Source organism: Bacillus sp. BB081, assembly GCF_008368895.1.
Taxonomy (GTDB): Bacteria; Bacillota; Bacilli; order Bacillales; family Bacillaceae_G; genus Bacillus_A; species Bacillus_A wiedmannii.
In genome coordinates this window covers 150884-170066 of record NZ_QOZX01000018.1, presented here as the reverse complement: position 1 = coordinate 170066, position 19183 = coordinate 150884, and the positions used below count along the sequence as shown (strand labels likewise).

The window sequence follows — 19183 nt, the reverse complement described above, 5'->3', positions numbered from 1 at the left end:
TTAAGTCTTTATATTTCTGCCGTATTTTGTGAACCGTGTTTCTCTACAAAGTATACTTCCGCAAGTAGTGATGCTTCGCTTCCCCCTTGCGGAAGTATCACTTATGCGTTCTTCATCTCTTCAATTTCTTGACTTGTCATTTGTTCTCGCCAAATGTTTGCGCCAAGACCTTTAAGCTTGTCTACTATATTTTCATAACCTCGATCAATATGCTCAAGTCCGGTTACTTCTGTAATTCCATCCGCCATTAACCCTGCAATAACAAGGGCCGCTCCAGCTCGCAAATCACTCGCTTTCACTTTTGCACCTTGTAATAAAACAGGACCAGTTACAATTGCCGAACGACCTTCCACTTTAATTTGTGCATTCATACGACGTAATTCATCAATGTGTTTAAAGCGTGCGCCGTAAATCGTATCCGTTACAACACCCGTTCCGTGCGCCTTTGTTAAAAGCGTTGTAAATGGTTGTTGTAAATCTGTTGGGAATCCTGGATATACAAGCGTTTTTATATCAACTACTTTTAACCTTCTATTACCGTTCACTGTAATTTGGTCATCGTTCGTTTCAACTTGGACACCAGCTTCTCTTAACTTCGCTGTGACTGACTCTAAATGCTGAGGAATCACATTATCAACCGTTATTTCTCCTCCTGATGCAGCTCCTAAAATCATATACGTACCCGCTTCAATACGATCCGGAATGATCGTATGGTGACAACCGTGCAGTGAATCCACACCATCAATTCGGATTACATCTGTGCCCGCACCTTTAATGCGTGCACCCATGCTTGTTAACAATGTAGCTACATCAATAATCTCTGGTTCTTTCGCTGCGTTTTCAATAACAGTTCTACCTTTCGCTCGCACAGCTGCTAGCATAATATTAATTGTAGCTCCTACACTAACAACATCTAAATAAATACGTGCCCCGCGCAATTCATCTGCTCTTAAATAAATCGCACCCTGTTCATTCGTAACATGTGCACCTAACGCTTCAAATCCTTTAATATGCTGATCAATAGGCCTCGGTCCTAGATGACATCCACCTGGAAGCCCAATAACAGCTTTTTTAAAACGGCCAAGCATCGCACCCATTAAATAATAAGAAGCACGCAATTTTTTCACTTTCCCATTCGGTAAAGGCATTGCAACCATGTTAGAAGGATCGACTATCATCTCTTCCTCCTGTCCATAAGCTACTCTTCCTCCAATTTCCTCTAGCAAGTCTCCTAACATTTTCACGTCCGAAATATTAGGGACACCACCAATAGTTACTGGAGTATCTGCTAAAATTGTCGCTGGAATTAGTGCAACGGCGCTGTTCTTTGCACCGCTCACTCGAATTGTTCCATTTAAAGCTCTTCCGCCTTCAATTAGCAATTTTTCCATATTGAGCTCCCTTCTTGTGAATGTATTTACTTTCTATATCCTTATAGAAAGCTCCCCTTAAGAATCTCAATCACTCTTTCCACCCTAACACTCAATAAATAGGAAACCATTATCTTCATTTCTCCCGTAGTACGAATAGATAAAGATGAACTATTCATCGAATTTACTTTATCAATTTAGATACATTATCACATTTATTAATAGGACTATGCACATTATTTTCTATTTCAAAAACAAAATGATAAAAATCTTTAGACTTGTTCACGCTTTCATTATACAACGAAAGGAAACCGTCTAAAAGACTAGACGGTTTCCAAAACGGAATTTTATTCTTACGCTTTACCGTTAGAACCGAATTCACGCATTTTACCAGCAACAGTTGCTTTAATAGCGTCGCGGCCAGGTCCAATATATTTACGAGGATCGTAAACTTCTTGGTCTTTGCTTAATGCTTCACGAACAGCTTTTGTAAACTCAATTTGGTTCTCAGTGTTTACGTTAATTTTTGAAGTACCTAAAGAAATAGCTTTTACGATATCAGCAGTTGGGATACCAGTACCACCGTGTAATACTAAAGGTACGCCAGTGAAGTCACGAACTTGTTCCATTTCAGCGAATCCTAAGTTAGGCTCACCTTTGTAAGGACCGTGTACAGAACCTAAAGCTGGAGCTAGGCAATCGATACCTGTTGCTTCAACAAGGTGCTTACACTCTGCTGGATCAGCGTAAATTACGCCTTCAGCGATGATGTCGTCTTCTTGTCCGCCAACTGTTCCAAGCTCAGCTTCAACAGATACGTTACGAGCGTGTGCGTATTCTACTACTTTTTTAGTAGTTTCAACGTTTTCTTCGAATGGGTGGTGAGAAGCGTCGATCATTACAGATGTGAAACCTGCATCGATTGCTTCTTTACATTTTTCGAAGCTTGAACCATGGTCAAGGTGAATCGCTACAGGAACAGTGATGTTCATTTCTTCGATTAAAGCTTTAACCATAGCTACAACTGTTTTGAAACCAGTCATATGACGAGCTGCACCCTCAGATACACCTAGGATTACAGGAGACTTTTCTTCTTCCGCAGCAGCTAAGATAGCTTGAGTCCACTCTAAGTTGTTCATGTTGAATTGACCAACTGCGTATTTTCCTTCTAGTGCTGTGTTTAGCATTTCTTTCATAGAAACTAAAGGCATGGTGAATCCTCCTAAAAAACGTTTTTTGTATCCGATAAGTTCTTATCGCTGGTAGTATGACCAGAATAAGGTAAAATATGTATATTTACATACCGGACTTTTTTCTACACTCAATAGGATAACAACTTGTACTCAAAAACTCAACCGTATTCACCTGCTCATTAGTCCATGTAAACGCTTTTTTCCATATTTTTTATAAAAAATTCATTTTTTACGCCTCTACAGCAAGCTGTTCTCTCACCGCTTGACGAATCTCATCAATATCAAACGGTTTAGCAAAGTGCATTAAAGCTCCTAAATCTTTCGCTTCTTGGATCATATCAAGCTCTCCATAAGCAGTCATTAAAATTACTTTAATACTCTCATCAATTTCCTTTACATGTTTTAAAATCTCTATACCATCCATACCTGGAATTTTCATATCTAACACTACTAAATCTGGATTATCTTTTTTCACGATATCTAAAGCTTGAAATCCATTCGCTGCTTGGAATGTCTGATAACCTTCTTTTTGGAACACTTCATGTAATAACACACGAATGCCATATTGATCATCAACGATTAAAATTTTACCTTCCATAACTCCCAACCTTTCTGTATAAATACAAGATTTAAAGCTTCTTATATCTTAACGATTAATTTTCGCTATTCTTTGGCAAATCCCTTCCTATTCTTTCTTATTTTACCGTTTCCTATTTTGTTATGCTACCCTTCGATTTCACCTTTCTAAAAAAATAAACTATAATGAAAGCCGGTAAACACGTACGAAAGGGAGTAACATTATGTTAAAAATTTTTTCAACTCAATTAAGTGGTTATTTCTCCAGAGTTTCTCAAAAAGAAGAAATGAATATAGAAGATAGCGCCCGTCTACTTGCTCAAGCATTAGTTGGCGACGGTTTCATTTATTTACATGGTACAAATGAAATGGAGGGCGTTGTTGCTGAAGCATTATTCGGTGCTGAGCCAATGAAGCAAGCAAAACGATTATTTGAAAATGGTAAAGAAGTAGAAGTAACTTCTGCAGACCGCGTACTTCTTATTAGCCGTTTTTCAACAGATGAAGAAGTTGTAGCAATGGCAAAAAAACTTCAAGCTGATGGACACTCTATTGTCGGCATCTCTGCTATTCAAGAAGGTACTGAATCACTAGAACAATATACAGATGTACATATTGATACTAAGCTGTTAAAAGGCCTTATTCCAGACGATGAAGGCAATCGCTACGGATTCCCAAGTTTAATGATAGCTTTATTTGCATATCATGGAATCAAATTTACAATCGATGAAATGTTAAATGAATATTAAAAAAAGCGCCCTATTTCAGGCGCTTTTTTTATTACTTGCTCTCTTTATTCGTAATAGAAGCACTTACGAAGTCATGGAACAATGGTTGTGGACGATTTGGACGAGATACAAGTTCTGGATGGAACTGTGCTGCCACGAACCAAGGGTGGTCTTTTAATTCAATGATTTCAACTAGACGACCGTCTGGGCTTGTACCAGAGAATACAAATCCTGCTTTTTCCATATCCGGACGGAATTGATTGTTGAACTCATAACGATGACGATGACGCTCATATACAACCGGCTCGTTGTAAGCATTGTAAGCATTTGTTTCTTCAGCAAGCTTACATGGGTATAGACCAAGACGAAGTGTGCCACCTAAGTCTTCTACATCTTTTTGTTCTGGTAATAAGTCAATGATTGCATAAGGTGTATCAGGATTAATTTCAGAAGAGTTAGCTCCTTCTAATCCTAATACGTTACGTGCAAATTCGATTGATGCAAGTTGCATACCTAAGCAAATTCCTAAGAATGGTACTTTGTTTTCACGAGCATATTGAATTGCAACGATTTTACCTTCTACACCACGATCGCCGAATCCACCAGGTACAAGGATACCATCTGTATCACCAACTAATTCTTGTACGTTCTCTGATGTTACGTGCTCAGCGTTTACCCATTTCACTTCTACATCTGTGTCGAATGAATAACCCGCATGACGAAGTGCTTCTACAACAGAAATGTATGCATCTTGAAGCTCTACGTATTTACCAACAAGAGCAATTTTTGTTTTCTTAGAAAGGTTACGTACTTTATTAACTAGCGCAGTCCACTCTGTCATATCTGCAGCTGGATTGTCTAATTTTAAGTGATCGCAAACGATTTGGTCCATATTTTGCTCTTGGAGAGATAATGGAACCGCATATAAAGTATCTGCATCGCGTGCTTCGATAACTGCTTTTGTATCAATGTCACAGAATAATGCAAGCTTGTCTTTCATATCTTGAGAAACAGGCAATTCTGTACGAACAACGATAATATTTGGTTGAATACCTAAACTGCGAAGCTCTTTAACGCTATGTTGCGTTGGTTTTGTTTTCATTTCACCCGCTGCTTTTAAGTACGGGATTAACGTACAGTGAATGTACATTACATTGTCACGACCGATGTCGCTCTTAATTTGACGGATTGCTTCTAAGAATGGTAGAGACTCGATGTCACCAACAGTTCCACCAATTTCTGTAATAACAACGTCCGCGTTTGTTTCGCGACCAGAACGGTATACACGCTCTTTAATTTCGTTAGTAATGTGAGGAATAACTTGAACTGTTCCTCCTAGGTATTCACCACGACGCTCTTTTTGAAGAACTGAAGAGTAAATTTTACCTGTTGTTACGTTGCTGTATTTGTTTAAGTTGATGTCGATGAAACGCTCATAGTGACCAAGGTCTAAATCAGTTTCTGCACCATCATCTGTTACGAATACCTCACCGTGTTGGTATGGGCTCATAGTCCCTGGGTCTACGTTAATGTATGGATCAAACTTTTGAATCGTTACGTTTAAACCACGATTTTTTAAAAGTCTTCCAAGAGATGCTGCTGTAATACCTTTTCCTAGAGACGATACTACACCGCCTGTTACAAAAATATACTTAGTCATGAAAAAGCTCCCTCCTATTTTGCTGTTATATAATCACCGTTGCAAAGCGCAACGTATGTAGATAACACTGTATCCATCTTATTGTTAGACTCTTTTTATTTTCTAAACAAAAAACAAAAAAGAAAATTGCTCCCCTCATCACATAAAGTAATAAGTAGGGAGCAATTTTCTTTTATATTTACACTTTAAAAGTATTATCGTCCTTTTTTAAAGAGCCCAAAAATGATTCTACATGGACGATAATGAAAAGTCAAGAACTACAGTTCTTCCTCTTCTTCTTCTTCAGCTTCATCGTACTCAAGTTCTTCTTCGGCGAAGTCATCTTCATCATCTTCATCTAAATCATCAAGATCATCGTCATCTCCGTCTTCTTCTTCAAGAACCTTGTCCAAATCTTCTACCTCTTCTTCACTTGCGTCTGCATCGTCGAAATCTTCATCTTCTTCGATGTAGTCGTCAAAACCGTCCTCTTCAACTTTACGTTTCTTCTTCGGTTTTGGCTGAGGTAAGATTTCTTCATCAATTTGCTCATATGGGTACCAGCTACGTAGTCCCCAACGATTTTCTCCTAAATTAATGAAACGTCCGTCGATGTTTAAATCTGTATAAAATTGTGCGAGTTTCGCATTAACTTGCTCTTGAGATAGTCCCAGCACTTGAGCGATTTCTCGAACCAACTCGTTGAATGTCGTTGCTTGTCTTTTATCCCCTAAAACGCTATGTACAACTTCAATCATTGAACATTCTTTTAGCTCTTCTGGTGAATATTGCTTAAAATTCACTTATGCGGCACTTCCTTTCTTCAAATATAACCTTATATATAACGGTCTGCTTAAAAAAATCCATACTATTCATTATAAACAAAAGTCGCACAAATATGCTACAAAAAAAACGGGAAACTTTAATATGGTAATAAAATTATAATTTGTCTATTCCTTATTTCGGAAACATATGCGCTCCTTGCAGTACATACCTAATTTGCATTTCTGTATATTCTTCAAGCGTATACAGTTTTTGCAGGGCCCAACGTCTAAATCCCCACATTTGTCCTTGTATGAAAATGTTATGTGCAAGAAGCTGTATCTCTTTTTTATTTAATGTAAATGTCCCATTTTCTGTACACTGCTCTAAAATATTCTCAAACATCCCGACCATTTGAAACTCTTTTTCTAATACATATGGGAGTGATTCTTTCGGTAAAAAACGTACCTCTTGATACATAATTAATACTTCTTCTTGCAATTCATCCATCACTTTAAAATAATTCGTTATCGCTATCTTTAAGCTTTCTATACTTCCCTTCTCTGTACACACTACTTCCTCTAATCTTTCTTTTACATGTTCATAAATACTATCACAAACTAAATATAAAACATCATCTTTTGTACGAATGTACTCATAAAGTGTTCCAATACTAAACCCAGCCGCCTTCGCAATCTCTCTCGTTGTTGTACGTGGGAACCCTTTTTGCTTAAACAATTGCACCGCACCTTTAATCATTTGTTCACGTCTTAACGCAACTAATTTTTCATCTTTCACGGACGCATGTACATTGTGTTTAACCATCCCCTTCACCTCTCCCTATTATTTTTTGGAAGGAAAAAGCGTAGGAAAATACCTACGCCTTTGATCCTACTTCGTTAACATACGAGAAATTACAAGCCTTTGAATCTCTTGTGTTCCCTCATATATTTGTGTAATCTTTGCATCGCGCATATAACGCTCTACTGGATAATCTTTCGTATAACCGTAACCACCAAATACTTGTACCGCTTCAGTCGTCACCTTCATCGCTGTATCCCCTGCAAATACTTTTGACATCGCTGACTCTTTCCCATACGGAAGCCCTTCCGATTCAAGCCAAGCCGCTTGGTATGTTAGAAGACGTGCCGCCTCCACATCCGTTGCCATATCTGCAAGTTTAAAGCCAATTCCTTGCTGCGCCGCAATTGGTTTCCCAAACTGATGACGCTCTCTTGCATATTCTACAGAAGCATCTAAAGCCCCTTGCGCAATACCGACTGCTTGCGCGGCAATACCATTACGGCCGCCATCTAATGTTTGCATCGCAACTTTAAATCCTTGGCCCTCTTCCCCGAGTAGGTTCTCTACAGGAATACGACAATCTTCGAACATAATTTCAGTTGTTGGTGAAGAGCGAATCCCTAACTTGCTTTCCTTCTTCCCAACTGAAAATCCTGGTGTATCACTCTCCACAATAAACGCGCTCGTACCACGCTGCTTCGATTCGGGATCAGTTAACGCAAAAACAACATAAATATCAGCAATACCGCCATTTGTAATAAAGATTTTCGATCCATTTAAAATGTAATGGTCTCCATCTCGTTTCGCAGTTGTCCTCATTCCGCCAGCATCTGAACCAGAACTTGGTTCCGTTAAACCGTATGCGCCAATTTTCGTTCCTTCCGCCATCGGTCGTAAAAACTTTTGCTTTTGTTCTTCCGTTCCAAATTTAAAAATTGGCCAACCAGCAAGTGAAGTGTGTGCAGACAGCGTTACACCTGTTGAAGCACAAACACGAGATAATTCTTCGATAGCAATCACATACGCTAAGTAATCGCTTCCAATTCCACCGTATTCTTCAGGCCACGGAATGCCGGTTAAACCAAGCTCTGCCATTTGATCAAATAATGCACGATCAAATCTCTCTTCTTCATCACGCTCAGCTGCCGTCGGTGCTACTTCGTTCTTAGCAAAATCCCGAACCATTTTTCTTATCATTTCATGTTCTTCTGATAGTTTAAAATGCATTCCCGTCTCCCCCTTGTCCTTTTATAAAGCTCGACTAATAACAAGTTTCTGTATCTCACTCGTTCCTTCATATATTTGCGTGATTTTCGCATCACGGAAAAATCGTTCTACTGGATAGTCTTTCGTATAACCATAACCGCCAAATACTTGCACCGCTTCAATCGCAACTTCAACAGCCGTCTTAGAAGCGAATAATTTCGCAATAGAAGCTTCTTTACCGCATGGTAATCCTTGCGCTCTTAGCGATGCCGCTCTGTATACAAGTAATCGCGCCGCTTCCACACTAGTCGCCATATCTGCAAGTTTGAATCCGATTCCTTGCTGCGCCGCAATTGGCTTGCCGAATTGCTCACGCTCTTTCGCATAATCAATCGCACATGCAAGCGCCGCTTCCGCGATTCCTAATGCCTGCGCTCCGATTCCAATTCGTCCAACATCTAAATTCGCCATTGCCACCTTAAATCCTTGTCCTTCTTCACCAAGTAAATTCTCGGCCGGCACTTTCATATCTTCAAATGTAAGTTGTACCGTGCGAGAACCAAGAAGTCCCATTTTATGCTCATCTTTGCCGATAATTAAGCCTGGTGTATCTTTCTCTACTATAAATGCAGAAATCCCACTTTTTCCTGCCTCTGGATTTGTAGAAGCGAATACAATGTATGTACTTGCTTCACCGCCATTTGTAATAAATACTTTCGATCCATTAATAATGTAGTGATCGCCTTTCTTTACAGCTCTTGATTTCAAACTCCCTGCATCTGATCCTGCACTTGGTTCTGTTAATGCAAATGCACCTAAATATTCACCAGTCGCAAGTTTAGAAACATATTTCTGCTTCTGTTCTTCTGTTCCAAAATATAAAATCGGGTTCATTCCAACTGACGTATGTACAGCTAAAATTACACCAACCGTTGCACTTACCTTTGAAATTTCCTCAATTGCTAAAATGTAAGAAATAAAATCCATTTCTGCCCCGCCATATTTTGCAGGCGCTGGAATACCCATTAGTCCAAGCTCACCCATCTTCTGCAAAATCTCTTTTGGGAACACCCCTTGTTCCATACTAGGAACAAAGGGAGCTATTTCCTTCTGCGCAAAATCTCGAACCATTTTCCTCATCATTTGTTGCTCTTCAGTAAAATGAAAATTCATGTACTCCGCCTCCGTTTGCTATATATCTTTTTAATAATTTGGTAAGACCACTATTTTAATAAAAGGAGGACTTTATTCGTAAACGTAGAAACCACGGCCTGTTTTACGTCCTAACCATCCTGCGTTCACATACTTGCGTAATAATGGACATGGGCGATATTTACTATCTCCTAATCCTTCATGCAACACTTCCATAATGTATAAACATGTATCTAAACCGATAAAATCAGCTAATGTAAGTGGTCCCATCGGATGATTCATACCTAGTTTCATTACTTCATCAATCGCTTCTTTCGTCGCTACACCTTCATATAACGTATAGATCGCTTCGTTAATCATCGGTAATAAAATACGGTTCGATACAAATCCTGGGAAATCATTTACTTCAACTGGCACTTTCCCGATTTTTTTCGTAATATCTTCAATTGTTTCGTACACCTCATCATCTGTAGCCAAACCACGAATAATTTCAACAAGCTTCATAACCGGAACGGGATTCATAAAGTGCATACCGATTACTTTCTCCGGACGTTTCGTTACCGCTGCAATTTCTGTAATTGGTAGAGATGACGTATTCGTCGCTAAAATTGCGTGATCTGGAGCAATTTCATCTAAATTCGCAAAGATTTTCTTTTTTATATCCATTTTCTCAACAGCCGCTTCAATAACAAGATCCGCTTCCTTCACACAATCTAAATCAAGCGTTACTGTAAGGCGATTTAACGTCGCTTCCTTCTCTTCTTCCTTCATGCGTCCTTTTTCTACTTGGCGCGCTAAGTTTTTCGTAATAATAGCCAATCCTCTGTCTAATTGCTCTTGTTTTAAATCTTGTACCTCCACATCATATCCTGCCATTGCACATACTTGTGCGATTCCCGAACCCATTTGTCCTGCACCAATTACAACTATTTTTTGTACACCCATTATTTCTTCCCCCTTAATATAAATTGTTAATAAATCAAAAATCACCTACACGTAAATTAACGAACTTCAATCATAATTGCGTCACCTTGACCGCCACCGCTACAAATAGAAGCAATTCCAATTCCGCCGCCACGCTGCTTCAGTGCGTGGATAAGTGTAACGATAATACGCGCTCCACTTGCTCCAATTGGATGCCCCATTGCTACAGCGCCGCCATTTACATTCAATTTGTCTGGGTCAATTCCTGCAATCTCTGTACTTGCAATTGCTACCGCTGCAAATGCTTCATTAATCTCGAATAAATCGATATCTTCAATTGTCTTGCCTGTTTTTTTCAACAATTCGTTAATTGCATAACCTGGCGTTCTTGGGAAATCTTTAGACTCCACTGCAATTGCTGTATGTGCCAAAATTGTTGCTAATGGCTTTCTTCCTTCTTGCTTCGCTCTGTCTTCGCTCATTAATACGAGCGCAGCACCGCCATCATTTAGTCCAGGAGCATTACCCGCTGTCACTGCCGACGTCTTATCAAATACAGGTTTTAATTTCGCTAATTTTTCAATCGTTGTATCCGCGCGTGGCGCCTCATCTTTTGCAACGACGATAGGATCGCCTTTTCTTTGCGGAATCGTTACTGGCACGATTTCCTCTTCAAAACGTCCTTCTTTATGCGCTGAAACCGCACGCTGATGGCTACGATATGCCCATTCATCCTGCGCTTCGCGAGAGATTCCATCTTCCTTCGCAACTTCTCCGCCATAAACACCCATGTGTATACCTGAAAATGCGCATGTTAAGCCGTCAGCAACGTTTAAATCGATGATTTCGTTGTTCCCCATTCTGTATCCCCATCTTGCACCTCGTAAAATGTAAGGACTGTTACTCATCGACTCCATACCGCCAGCTACAATTAGTGATTGATCGCCAGTACGAATAATTTGATCCGCTAACGTAACCGCACGAAGCCCTGATGCACAAACTTTATTCACTGTTTCCGTCTGTACTTCCCAAGGGATTCCAGCAGCCCTCGCAGCTTGGCGCGATGGAATTTGCCCCTGTCCCCCTTGAATAACTGTTCCAAATATAACTTCCTCAACATCACTAGCAGAAACATTTGCTCTCTCAAGCGCTGCTTTAATTGCAATTCCCCCAAGTTCTGTCGCCTTCACGTCTTTTAAAGATCCTCCAAATTTCCCAACCGGTGTTCTTGCAGCACTTAAAATAACTGTTTTACTCATATCTATTTCCCCCATCTCTTTTTTTAGCACCGAGCGCTCGCTCGGTGTTCTTACGTTGAGAAGAGGTGCAATGATTGCACCTCTCTCTAAAGTTGTATTCATGCTTGCAGATTACATCGCTTCTTTCTTCTGTCCGATAACAGAGCGTTCTAAAATCTCTGTTACATCAAGAGTTTGAACCTTCTCTTCTACTTCTTTCGCTTTCGTCCCATCGCTAATCATCGTTAAGCAATATGGACAACCTGTACCGATAATGGATGGTTGCACAGCTAGTGCTTGTTCTGTACGAGCAACGTTAATACGTGAACCTGCTGTCTCTTCCATCCACATTAAGCCACCACCTGCGCCACAGCACATTCCGGTTTCACGGTTACGTGCCATTTCTACAAGATTCACACCAGGAATTGCTTTCAAAATATCGCGTGGCGCTTCGTATACTTCGTTGTATCTTCCTAAGTAACAGGAATCATGGTACGTAACTGTTTCCTCAATAGCGTGAACAGGTTTTAAGCGTCCTTCTTTCACCCACTGAGCTAACAATTCTGTATGATGATAGACTTCTGCTTGCAAGCCAAAGTCTGGATACTCATTTTTAAATGTGTTATAAGCGTGAGGATCAATCGTAACGATTTTCTTCACTCCTGCTTTTTCAAATTCCTCGATATTCTTTGTCGCCATCTCTTGGAAGACAAATTCATTTCCAAGACGTCGCGGTGTATCTCCAGAATTCTTTTCTTTATTACCAAGTATCGCGAATGAAATGCCTGCTTCGTTCATTAACTTCGCAAACGATATCGCAATCTTCTGACTACGATTATCATATGATCCCATTGAACCAACCCAGAATAAATATTCGAACTCCTCGCCAGCTTTCGATTTTTCTTTTACAGTTGGAACCGTTACTTCATCATCACCTTGACGCCAAGTTTCACGCTCTTTACGGTTCAGTCCCCACGGATTCCCTTGACGCTCGATATTTGTCATCGCACGCTGCGCTTCCGCGTCCATCTTTCCTTCTGTTAAAACGAGATAGCGGCGTAAATCAATAATTTTGTCAACATGCTCATTCATAACCGGACACTGATCTTCACAGTTACGGCACGTTGTACAAGCCCAAATCTCTTCCTCTGTAATAACATCTCCGATTAAACTCGGATCGTAAGCAAGCGTTGTAGCCGCTGATTCTTGTTGCCCTTTCCCAGCTGCCATCATCGCTAACTGATTTCCTTGTGTATTATTAAAAGCAACTACTGGAACCCACGGTGCTTTTGATGTCACTGCTGCTCCTTTATCAGTTAAATGATCGCGAAGTTTTAAAATTAAATCCATCGGCGATAACATTTTCCCTGTCCCTGTTGCCGGGCACATATTTGTACAGCGACCACACTCTACGCAAGCGTATAAATCAATAAGCTGATTTTGTCTAAAGTCTTCGATTTTACCAACACCAAATGTTTCTTGCGTTTCATCTTCAAAGTCAATCTTTTCAAGTTTCCCTGGATTTGAAAGACGTCCGAAGAAAACGTTAACTGGTCCCGCAATTAAATGCGCGTGTTTTGATTGTGGAACATACACTAAAAACGTTAACAAAATTAGTAGATGCACCCACCAAGAGAAATAGAACACAGAAATGGCTGCGGTTTCATTTATTCCCGAGAAAACGTAAGCGATTGCAGAAGCGATCGGTTCACTCCATGAAAGCTCCTCGCCGTGCCATATAATTCCCATCCCATTACCGAGTAGCACAGAAATCATTAAGCCACCAATAAAGATAAGAACAAGGCCTGATTTGAAATTACGTTTTAAACGAACTAGCTTCTCAACATAACGTCTATGAAAAGCCCAAAAGACTGCAATTAAAATAACAAGTGTGACAATTTCCTGGAAGAATGTAAATGCAGGGTATAGTGGTCCAAGTGGAAGATGTGATCCTGGTGCGAGTCCTTTCCAAACGAAGTCAATTGCTCCAAATTGGACAAGAATAAATCCGTAAAAGAACATAACGTGAATAATGCCGCTCTTCTTATCTTTCAGCAGCTTTTTCTGACCGAAAACATTGACCTTAAGGAGATCCCAACGCTCTTTAAAACGACGGTCAAATTCAATCTTTTTTCCTAACTGTATGTAGGCCATCCTCGTCCGTATAAGATACACAAACAAATATCCTGCATAAGCAATAACAGCAATGGCAGCCAGCCAATTAATGATCAGTAAGCTATTCATTTTTATGCTACCCCTCTCTTTGTAAGCCCTCTTTCTTTTTTAGAATCTTCAAAAACATATAATTTTCTGAATTTTATCCCCTGTCTTCATTATATAATGAGTGAGCATTCAGTCAACAGTTTTTTGTTATACAACAACATATTTTTTAATAAAGCTGTTTATTTCGGTGAAACTATAAAGTGAAACTTTAATCCGTAGGGGGTTGTTTCCTCTCGCCTGATCCCTTTAAGTAAGCCTAATTTTTAAGTAGGAGGCTTACCGCCCCTTAATATGGGATAAGGTGAAGCCAATCGGGATTTTCCGGGCAGCCAGTAAAATGAAGGCGAAAAGAATGCAAAGGAGGGAATTCACTTATGTTCTTCTTATCTCTCTTGTTAATATGCGTTACTCTTTGGATCACAATTGACCTTTTATATGGGAGGATTCTTCATTTAAAGCGTGTGCGCTCTCGTACTTTGCCTTTACGTCAAAGTAATTTTCAACTTTATACATACGGGCAAGATTTATATGATGCTTTATTTACTGATATACAACAAGCAAGGCACCATGTGCACGTTTTATTCTTCATTGTAAAAAACGATAAAATCAGTCGTGAATTTTTAAAGTTACTTATCGATAAGGCACAGGAAGGAATTGAAGTAAGACTTTTACTCGATCGATTGGGAAGCCATTATTTATCAAACGAGGCAATTCGTTCCCTACAAAAACATGGCGTCTCTTTTTCATTTTGTCATAAAGTGAAATTTCCTTTTCCGTTCTTTTCTGCAAATCAAAGAAACCATAGAAAAATTACAGTTATTGACGGGAAAATTGGTTATATTGGTGGGTTTAATATTGGAGAAGAATATTTAGGGCATAATCAAAAATTAGGATTATGGCGCGATTATCATTTACGCCTTACAGGAGAAGGAATACAAGATTTACAAAAGCAATTTTTACATGATTGGCTCGACGATACGAAGCAAAATTTATTAGATTCACCTCTTTATTTTCCTAAGCAACAACCAGGAATCATTCTACATCGTTTTATCCCTACTGATGGTGCCTATTTGCAAAATACATTTTTACATTTAATCGAAAGTGCGGAAAAAGAACTCTTTATCGGTACACCATATTTCATTCCTGGGAAGAAAATTATGAATGCATTATTAAAAGCGCGAAAACGTGGGGTTCAAATCACGGTTCTCGTTCCAGAAAAAGCGGATCACGCCCTTGTTCGCGAAGCAAAATTCCCATATTGCCGAAAGTTAATACAAGCTGGGTGTAATATTTACGCATTTCAACAAGGGTTTTTTCACGCTAAAGTTATTATAGTCGATGATTATATTTGTGATATTGGAACTGCAAACTTTGATATGAGAAGTTTATATATTAACCATGAAATCAACTGCCTTTTATATGATAAACATTTTATACAAACAGTAAAAAACAAATTCCATGAAGATCTAGAAAATGCGTCATTACTTTCCTTTAAAGATGTTAGCCCCCTTTCTCTTATTGATAGAGGGAAAGAATGGGTAGGAACGATACTTGCTTTCTTTCTATAGGAAAGATAATGGATAAAGGAGATGTATTCATTATGATTATGCGTTTCGGATATGTCTCACATGCAATGGCACTCTGGGACTGTTCTCCGGCTAAAACGATGACATTTACAAGCTTTCAAAAGCTTAGTAAACAAGAACGAGAAGATAAATTATACGATGTTACACGGCAAAATCTTGAGCATACAATACGTATTCTTCATTACAATATAGCTCATGAAATTCCGTTATATCGTTTATCCTCTTCCATCGTCCCACTTGCAACGCATCCCGAAGTCGAGTTTGATTATATCGGGTTGTTCACACCGCTTTGGCGTAAAATTGGGGCATTAATTAAAGAACACAATTTACGAGTAAGTTTTCATCCAAATCAATTTACGCTATTTACAAGCGACAAGCCACATATTACAACTAACGCTATTACAGATATGGCCTATCATTATAAAGTATTAGATGCAATAGGAATTGCAGATTCTTCTTATATTAACATCCATGTAGGTGGTGCCTATGGAAATAAAGAACAGGCAGTTGGACGTTTCCATGAAAACATAAAAAAACTTCCTACACATATAAAAGAGCAAATGACGCTTGAGAATGATGATAAAACATATACAACTGCTGAAACTTTATCGATTTGCCAAAAAGAAAAGATTCCATTCGTATTTGATTATCATCATCACATGGCAAACCTTTGCGAGGAACCGCTAGAAGTATTACTCCCTGCAATTTTTGAAACTTGGTCACATACAAATGTCCCTCCTAAAGTTCACATTTCCTCCCCTAAATCAAAAAAAGAATTTAGGGCTCACTCTGAATATATTGATTTAGAGTTTATTAAGCCTTTCTTACACATTGCAAAAAAAATCAACCATAATTTCGATATTATGATTGAAAGTAAACAGAAAGATTTAGCAATGCTGCAATTAATACATGAATTATCCTCTATAAGAGGGATAAAAAGAATAAATAGCTCAACATTACAATGGTAAATTGTAATGTTGAGCTATTTTTTTCAAAAAAAGTAATTTTTATAGTAAAAAACAACCTATTGTATATGCTATGATTGGAATTAGCATTTTCCACCTGCGATTCAACTTTATTGAAACGGAGCCATAATATGATTAATCAAAAAAAATATGTACACTTTGTCACGATGTATATAATTATATTTTCCCTTTGGATATTTCTTATCCCTAAGGACTTGAATATAAAAGAAATTGGAATTCTCTTCTTATTTTGTTTTGCTGCACTCTTTTCTTGCTATTGCTTATATAAAGCTATTAAGAAAATGAAGCGTAGTGATAAATTATTTTGGGTTTTATTACTCTGCACTTGCATATGCGGACTAACTATGGAAATAACTTTATTCCTTCATTCACTTTCTATATATGATCAAGTCATATTCTCATATAAGGCACTACCTTTTTTCATCATACAATATATTTTGCTCTTTTCTGGGTTTGCTATCAAATTCATAAAACATTATTCTATTAGAGGCCTTGCTCAATTTTCATTCGATAGTATCTTTATTGTTATTATGAATATTTATTTTACCTTAACTTTTATTTTGGACCTCTCAAGCTTTCGTATGTTAACAACAGATCACTGGGTTTTAATTGGATACTTTATTGCACAAGCATTAGTAATTTACGCCGTTATTAGCCTATATAGACGAGAACAATATTCTGCTAGCAGAATTTCATTAATTATCGGTTTTACTATCATACTTGTGTACGGGTATATACATCTGTTCCAACTAAACATGGGGATGAAAACTTCTTCTGAAGTCTCTTATTTAGTACATACTGCTTCAATTTTATTAATTGGTTTATCTTCCATACTATACATTTTGGACAAACCAATGCAGCATGAAACGAAAACAAAGTATTATCGATTTGATTATGTGCGCTTTATATTACCCTATTTCAGTATAATCATTACTTTTTCCTTTATTCTTATTCAACCTTGGGATGATAAGTTCATGCTAATCGGTCTAGTATTATCACTCATCTTATTATTCCTACGACAACTTTACATGTGGAAAGATAATCAAGCACTAATCGATACATATGAACAGTTGACTACACAACTAGAAGGCAAAGTAGAAGAGGGTGCATCTGCGTTATCAAAGAGTGAACAACGCTATAAATCGTTATTCGAAGATCATCCTGATGCCGTTTTCTCTTTAAATATGGATGGTATTTTCCAACAATCTAATACAGCTTGTGAAAGCTTATTTACTGCCTACTATTGTGAAGTAGAAAGCTATTCTCTTCTACACTTTATTGACTCAAAAGACCATGATCTACTAAAGAAAGCTTTACAAATAACAAAAGAAGGTAGACCACAAACTTTAGAAGTTCGCACAAAAGAAAAAGAAGGCTATTACTATTATCTTCACGTTACACTCATCCCTACTTTCATAAACAAAGAAGTTGTTGGGATGTTCGGCATAGCACGTGATATTACAACTTTATATGAAAAACAAAAACAAGTAGAACATTTAGCCTTTCATGATGCACTGACTGGATTACCAAATCGCCGAAAGTTTGAAAAAGATTTAAAAAACATTTTAAATACAGCTCAAACTAGCGTGAATGATGTTGCCGTTATGTTCCTTGATTTAGATCGATTCAAAAAAATTAACGATAGACTTGGTCACGATGTCGGAGATCTATTATTAATTGAAGTAGCAAAAAGATTACGTGGTTGCTTGCGTTCAAAAGATATCGTTGCTCGCCAAGGTGGAGATGAGTTTACAATTCTATTACCAGATATGTACTCAGAAAAAAGTGCGGCTTTTATAGCTGAACAAATTTTAACCGTTTTAAACAAACCATTCTCCATTAAAGACGAAGAACTGTCTATTACACCGAGTATCGGAATTGCCATGTATCCTGATTACGGGACCGATGTTACTGAATTAATGAAAAATGCTGATATGGCTATGTATCGCGCGAAAGCAAATGGAAAAAACAGATTTGTTTTCTTCTCAAAAGAAATAAGTATCGCCCAAAATGAAATCCAATTCTTAGAAGGTGAACTTACAAAAGCATTACAACAAAATGAATTTTTCCTAGAATATCAGCCACAAGTAAGCACAAAAACAAAACAAATTATCGGTTTTGAAGCATTAATTCGTTGGAAGCACCCAAAACTCGGCATCGTGTCTCCTGCCCAATTCATTCCTCTAGCGGAGGAAACCGGATTTATTATTGAACTTGGAAATTGGATTTTACGTACCGCTTGCTTAGAGGCAAAAAGATGGCATAATCAAGGGTTTTCTCACTTAAAAGTTGGTGTGAATTTATCTGTTGTTCAATTTAACCATGCAGATTTAATCCCTACTATTTCAAAAGTGTTAGAAGAAACCGAACTAAAATCAGAAGCACTAGATATCGAAATCACAGAAAGTATCGCAATTAATCAAAATCAATCTGTCATTTCCAAACTAGAACAGCTTCAAAATCTCGGTATTCAAATTTCAATCGATGACTTTGGAACTGGTTATAGTTCTTTAGCTTATTTAACAAAATACCCAATCAACACATTAAAAATTGCTCGAGAGTTTATTTGCGGAATTACAAATAGTCCTTTAGAGGAAGCGATTATCTCCTCCATCATTACACTATCTAAAGAACTAAACTTAGAAGTTATTGCAGAAGGTGTAGAGACGGAAGAACAATGGACGTTTTTATATGAACAAAACTGTGACCACATTCAAGGATTCCTTATTAGCAAGCCCGTTTCTAGTAAAGACGTTTGGATGTTACTACACAAAAAAACAACCGTCTAAGTAAGAC

General features: G+C 38.2%; 15 protein-coding genes. 4 read left to right on the top strand and 11 right to left on the bottom strand.

Annotated features, from left to right (window positions below):
• Nucleotides 1-101: 101 nt before the first annotated feature.
• The 3 genes from murA to spo0F all read right to left on the bottom strand — a co-directional run bounded on the left by murA (nucleotide 102) and on the right by spo0F (nucleotide 3161).
• Nucleotides 102-1391: a UDP-N-acetylglucosamine 1-carboxyvinyltransferase gene (gene murA / locus DN394_RS10650; protein ID WP_000413258.1), complete on the bottom strand. Its 1290-nt coding sequence runs from the start codon at nucleotides 1389-1391 to the stop codon at nucleotides 102-104.
• 332 nt (nucleotides 1392-1723) lie between these two features.
• A complete protein-coding gene (locus DN394_RS10645) occupies nucleotides 1724-2581 on the bottom strand; it encodes a class II fructose-bisphosphate aldolase (protein ID WP_001131858.1) in 858 nt (285 codons plus the stop codon).
• A gap of 211 nt (nucleotides 2582-2792) precedes the next feature.
• Nucleotides 2793-3161 (bottom strand): sporulation initiation phosphotransferase Spo0F, encoded by a 369-nt coding sequence (spo0F, locus tag DN394_RS10640; protein WP_000398593.1) that lies wholly within the window; start codon nucleotides 3159-3161, stop codon nucleotides 2793-2795.
• A gap of 202 nt (nucleotides 3162-3363) precedes the next feature.
• Between spo0F and DN394_RS10635 the strand changes: the two genes are divergently transcribed.
• On the top strand, nucleotides 3364-3888 hold the full coding sequence (locus DN394_RS10635) for a DUF2529 domain-containing protein (protein WP_000912405.1): 525 nt from the start codon (nucleotides 3364-3366) through the stop codon (nucleotides 3886-3888).
• 31 nt (nucleotides 3889-3919) lie between these two features.
• Here DN394_RS10635 and pyrG read toward each other — a convergent pair whose 3' ends face one another.
• The 8 genes from pyrG to DN394_RS10595 all read right to left on the bottom strand — a co-directional run bounded on the left by pyrG (nucleotide 3920) and on the right by DN394_RS10595 (nucleotide 13836).
• Nucleotides 3920-5527, bottom strand: coding sequence for a CTP synthase (gene pyrG, locus DN394_RS10630; protein WP_098109927.1), 1608 nt, complete (start codon nucleotides 5525-5527; stop codon nucleotides 3920-3922).
• A gap of 257 nt (nucleotides 5528-5784) precedes the next feature.
• On the bottom strand, nucleotides 5785-6309 hold the full coding sequence (rpoE, locus tag DN394_RS10625; protein WP_098109928.1) for a DNA-directed RNA polymerase subunit delta: 525 nt from the start codon (nucleotides 6307-6309) through the stop codon (nucleotides 5785-5787).
• Nucleotides 6310-6463: 154 nt separating this feature from the next.
• The gene (locus DN394_RS10620; RefSeq protein WP_000238598.1) at nucleotides 6464-7093 is read right to left on the bottom strand and encodes a TetR/AcrR family transcriptional regulator; all 630 of its coding nucleotides are present in this window, start codon (nucleotides 7091-7093) and stop codon (nucleotides 6464-6466) included.
• Nucleotides 7094-7159: 66 nt separating this feature from the next.
• Nucleotides 7160-8299: an acyl-CoA dehydrogenase AcdA gene (gene acdA / locus DN394_RS10615; protein WP_000545531.1), complete on the bottom strand. Its 1140-nt coding sequence runs from the start codon at nucleotides 8297-8299 to the stop codon at nucleotides 7160-7162.
• Between the two features lie 21 nt (nucleotides 8300-8320).
• Nucleotides 8321-9451, bottom strand: a complete 1131-nt coding sequence (locus DN394_RS10610) for an acyl-CoA dehydrogenase (protein ID WP_097915518.1) — start codon at nucleotides 9449-9451, stop codon at nucleotides 8321-8323.
• Between the two features lie 72 nt (nucleotides 9452-9523).
• Entirely contained in the window at nucleotides 9524-10375 is an 852-nt protein-coding gene (locus DN394_RS10605; RefSeq protein WP_097915516.1) for a 3-hydroxybutyryl-CoA dehydrogenase, read from the bottom strand.
• Between the two features lie 56 nt (nucleotides 10376-10431).
• Nucleotides 10432-11715 (bottom strand): acetyl-CoA C-acetyltransferase, encoded by a 1284-nt coding sequence (locus tag DN394_RS10600; RefSeq protein WP_002108940.1) that lies wholly within the window; start codon nucleotides 11713-11715, stop codon nucleotides 10432-10434.
• A 9-nt stretch (nucleotides 11716-11724) separates the two neighbouring features.
• Nucleotides 11725-13836 carry a (Fe-S)-binding protein gene (locus DN394_RS10595; protein ID WP_001086763.1) on the bottom strand — a complete coding sequence of 704 codons (2112 nt, stop codon included), beginning with the start codon at nucleotides 13834-13836 and terminating at the stop codon, nucleotides 11725-11727.
• Between the two features lie 353 nt (nucleotides 13837-14189).
• On the opposite strand from DN394_RS10595, the gene cls reads away from it, so the two are divergent.
• The 3 genes from cls to DN394_RS10580 all read left to right on the top strand — a co-directional run bounded on the left by cls (nucleotide 14190) and on the right by DN394_RS10580 (nucleotide 19176).
• Nucleotides 14190-15383 (top strand): cardiolipin synthase, encoded by a 1194-nt coding sequence (cls, locus tag DN394_RS10590; protein WP_046958554.1) that lies wholly within the window; start codon nucleotides 14190-14192, stop codon nucleotides 15381-15383.
• 32 nt (nucleotides 15384-15415) lie between these two features.
• Complete coding sequence (gene uvsE, locus DN394_RS10585) at nucleotides 15416-16369, top strand: UV DNA damage repair endonuclease UvsE (RefSeq protein ID WP_141545470.1); 954 nt, start codon at nucleotides 15416-15418, stop codon at nucleotides 16367-16369.
• A 128-nt stretch (nucleotides 16370-16497) separates the two neighbouring features.
• Nucleotides 16498-19176, top strand: a complete 2679-nt coding sequence (locus DN394_RS10580; RefSeq protein ID WP_000609939.1) for a DUF4084 domain-containing protein — start codon at nucleotides 16498-16500, stop codon at nucleotides 19174-19176.
• Nucleotides 19177-19183: the final 7 nt, after the last annotated feature.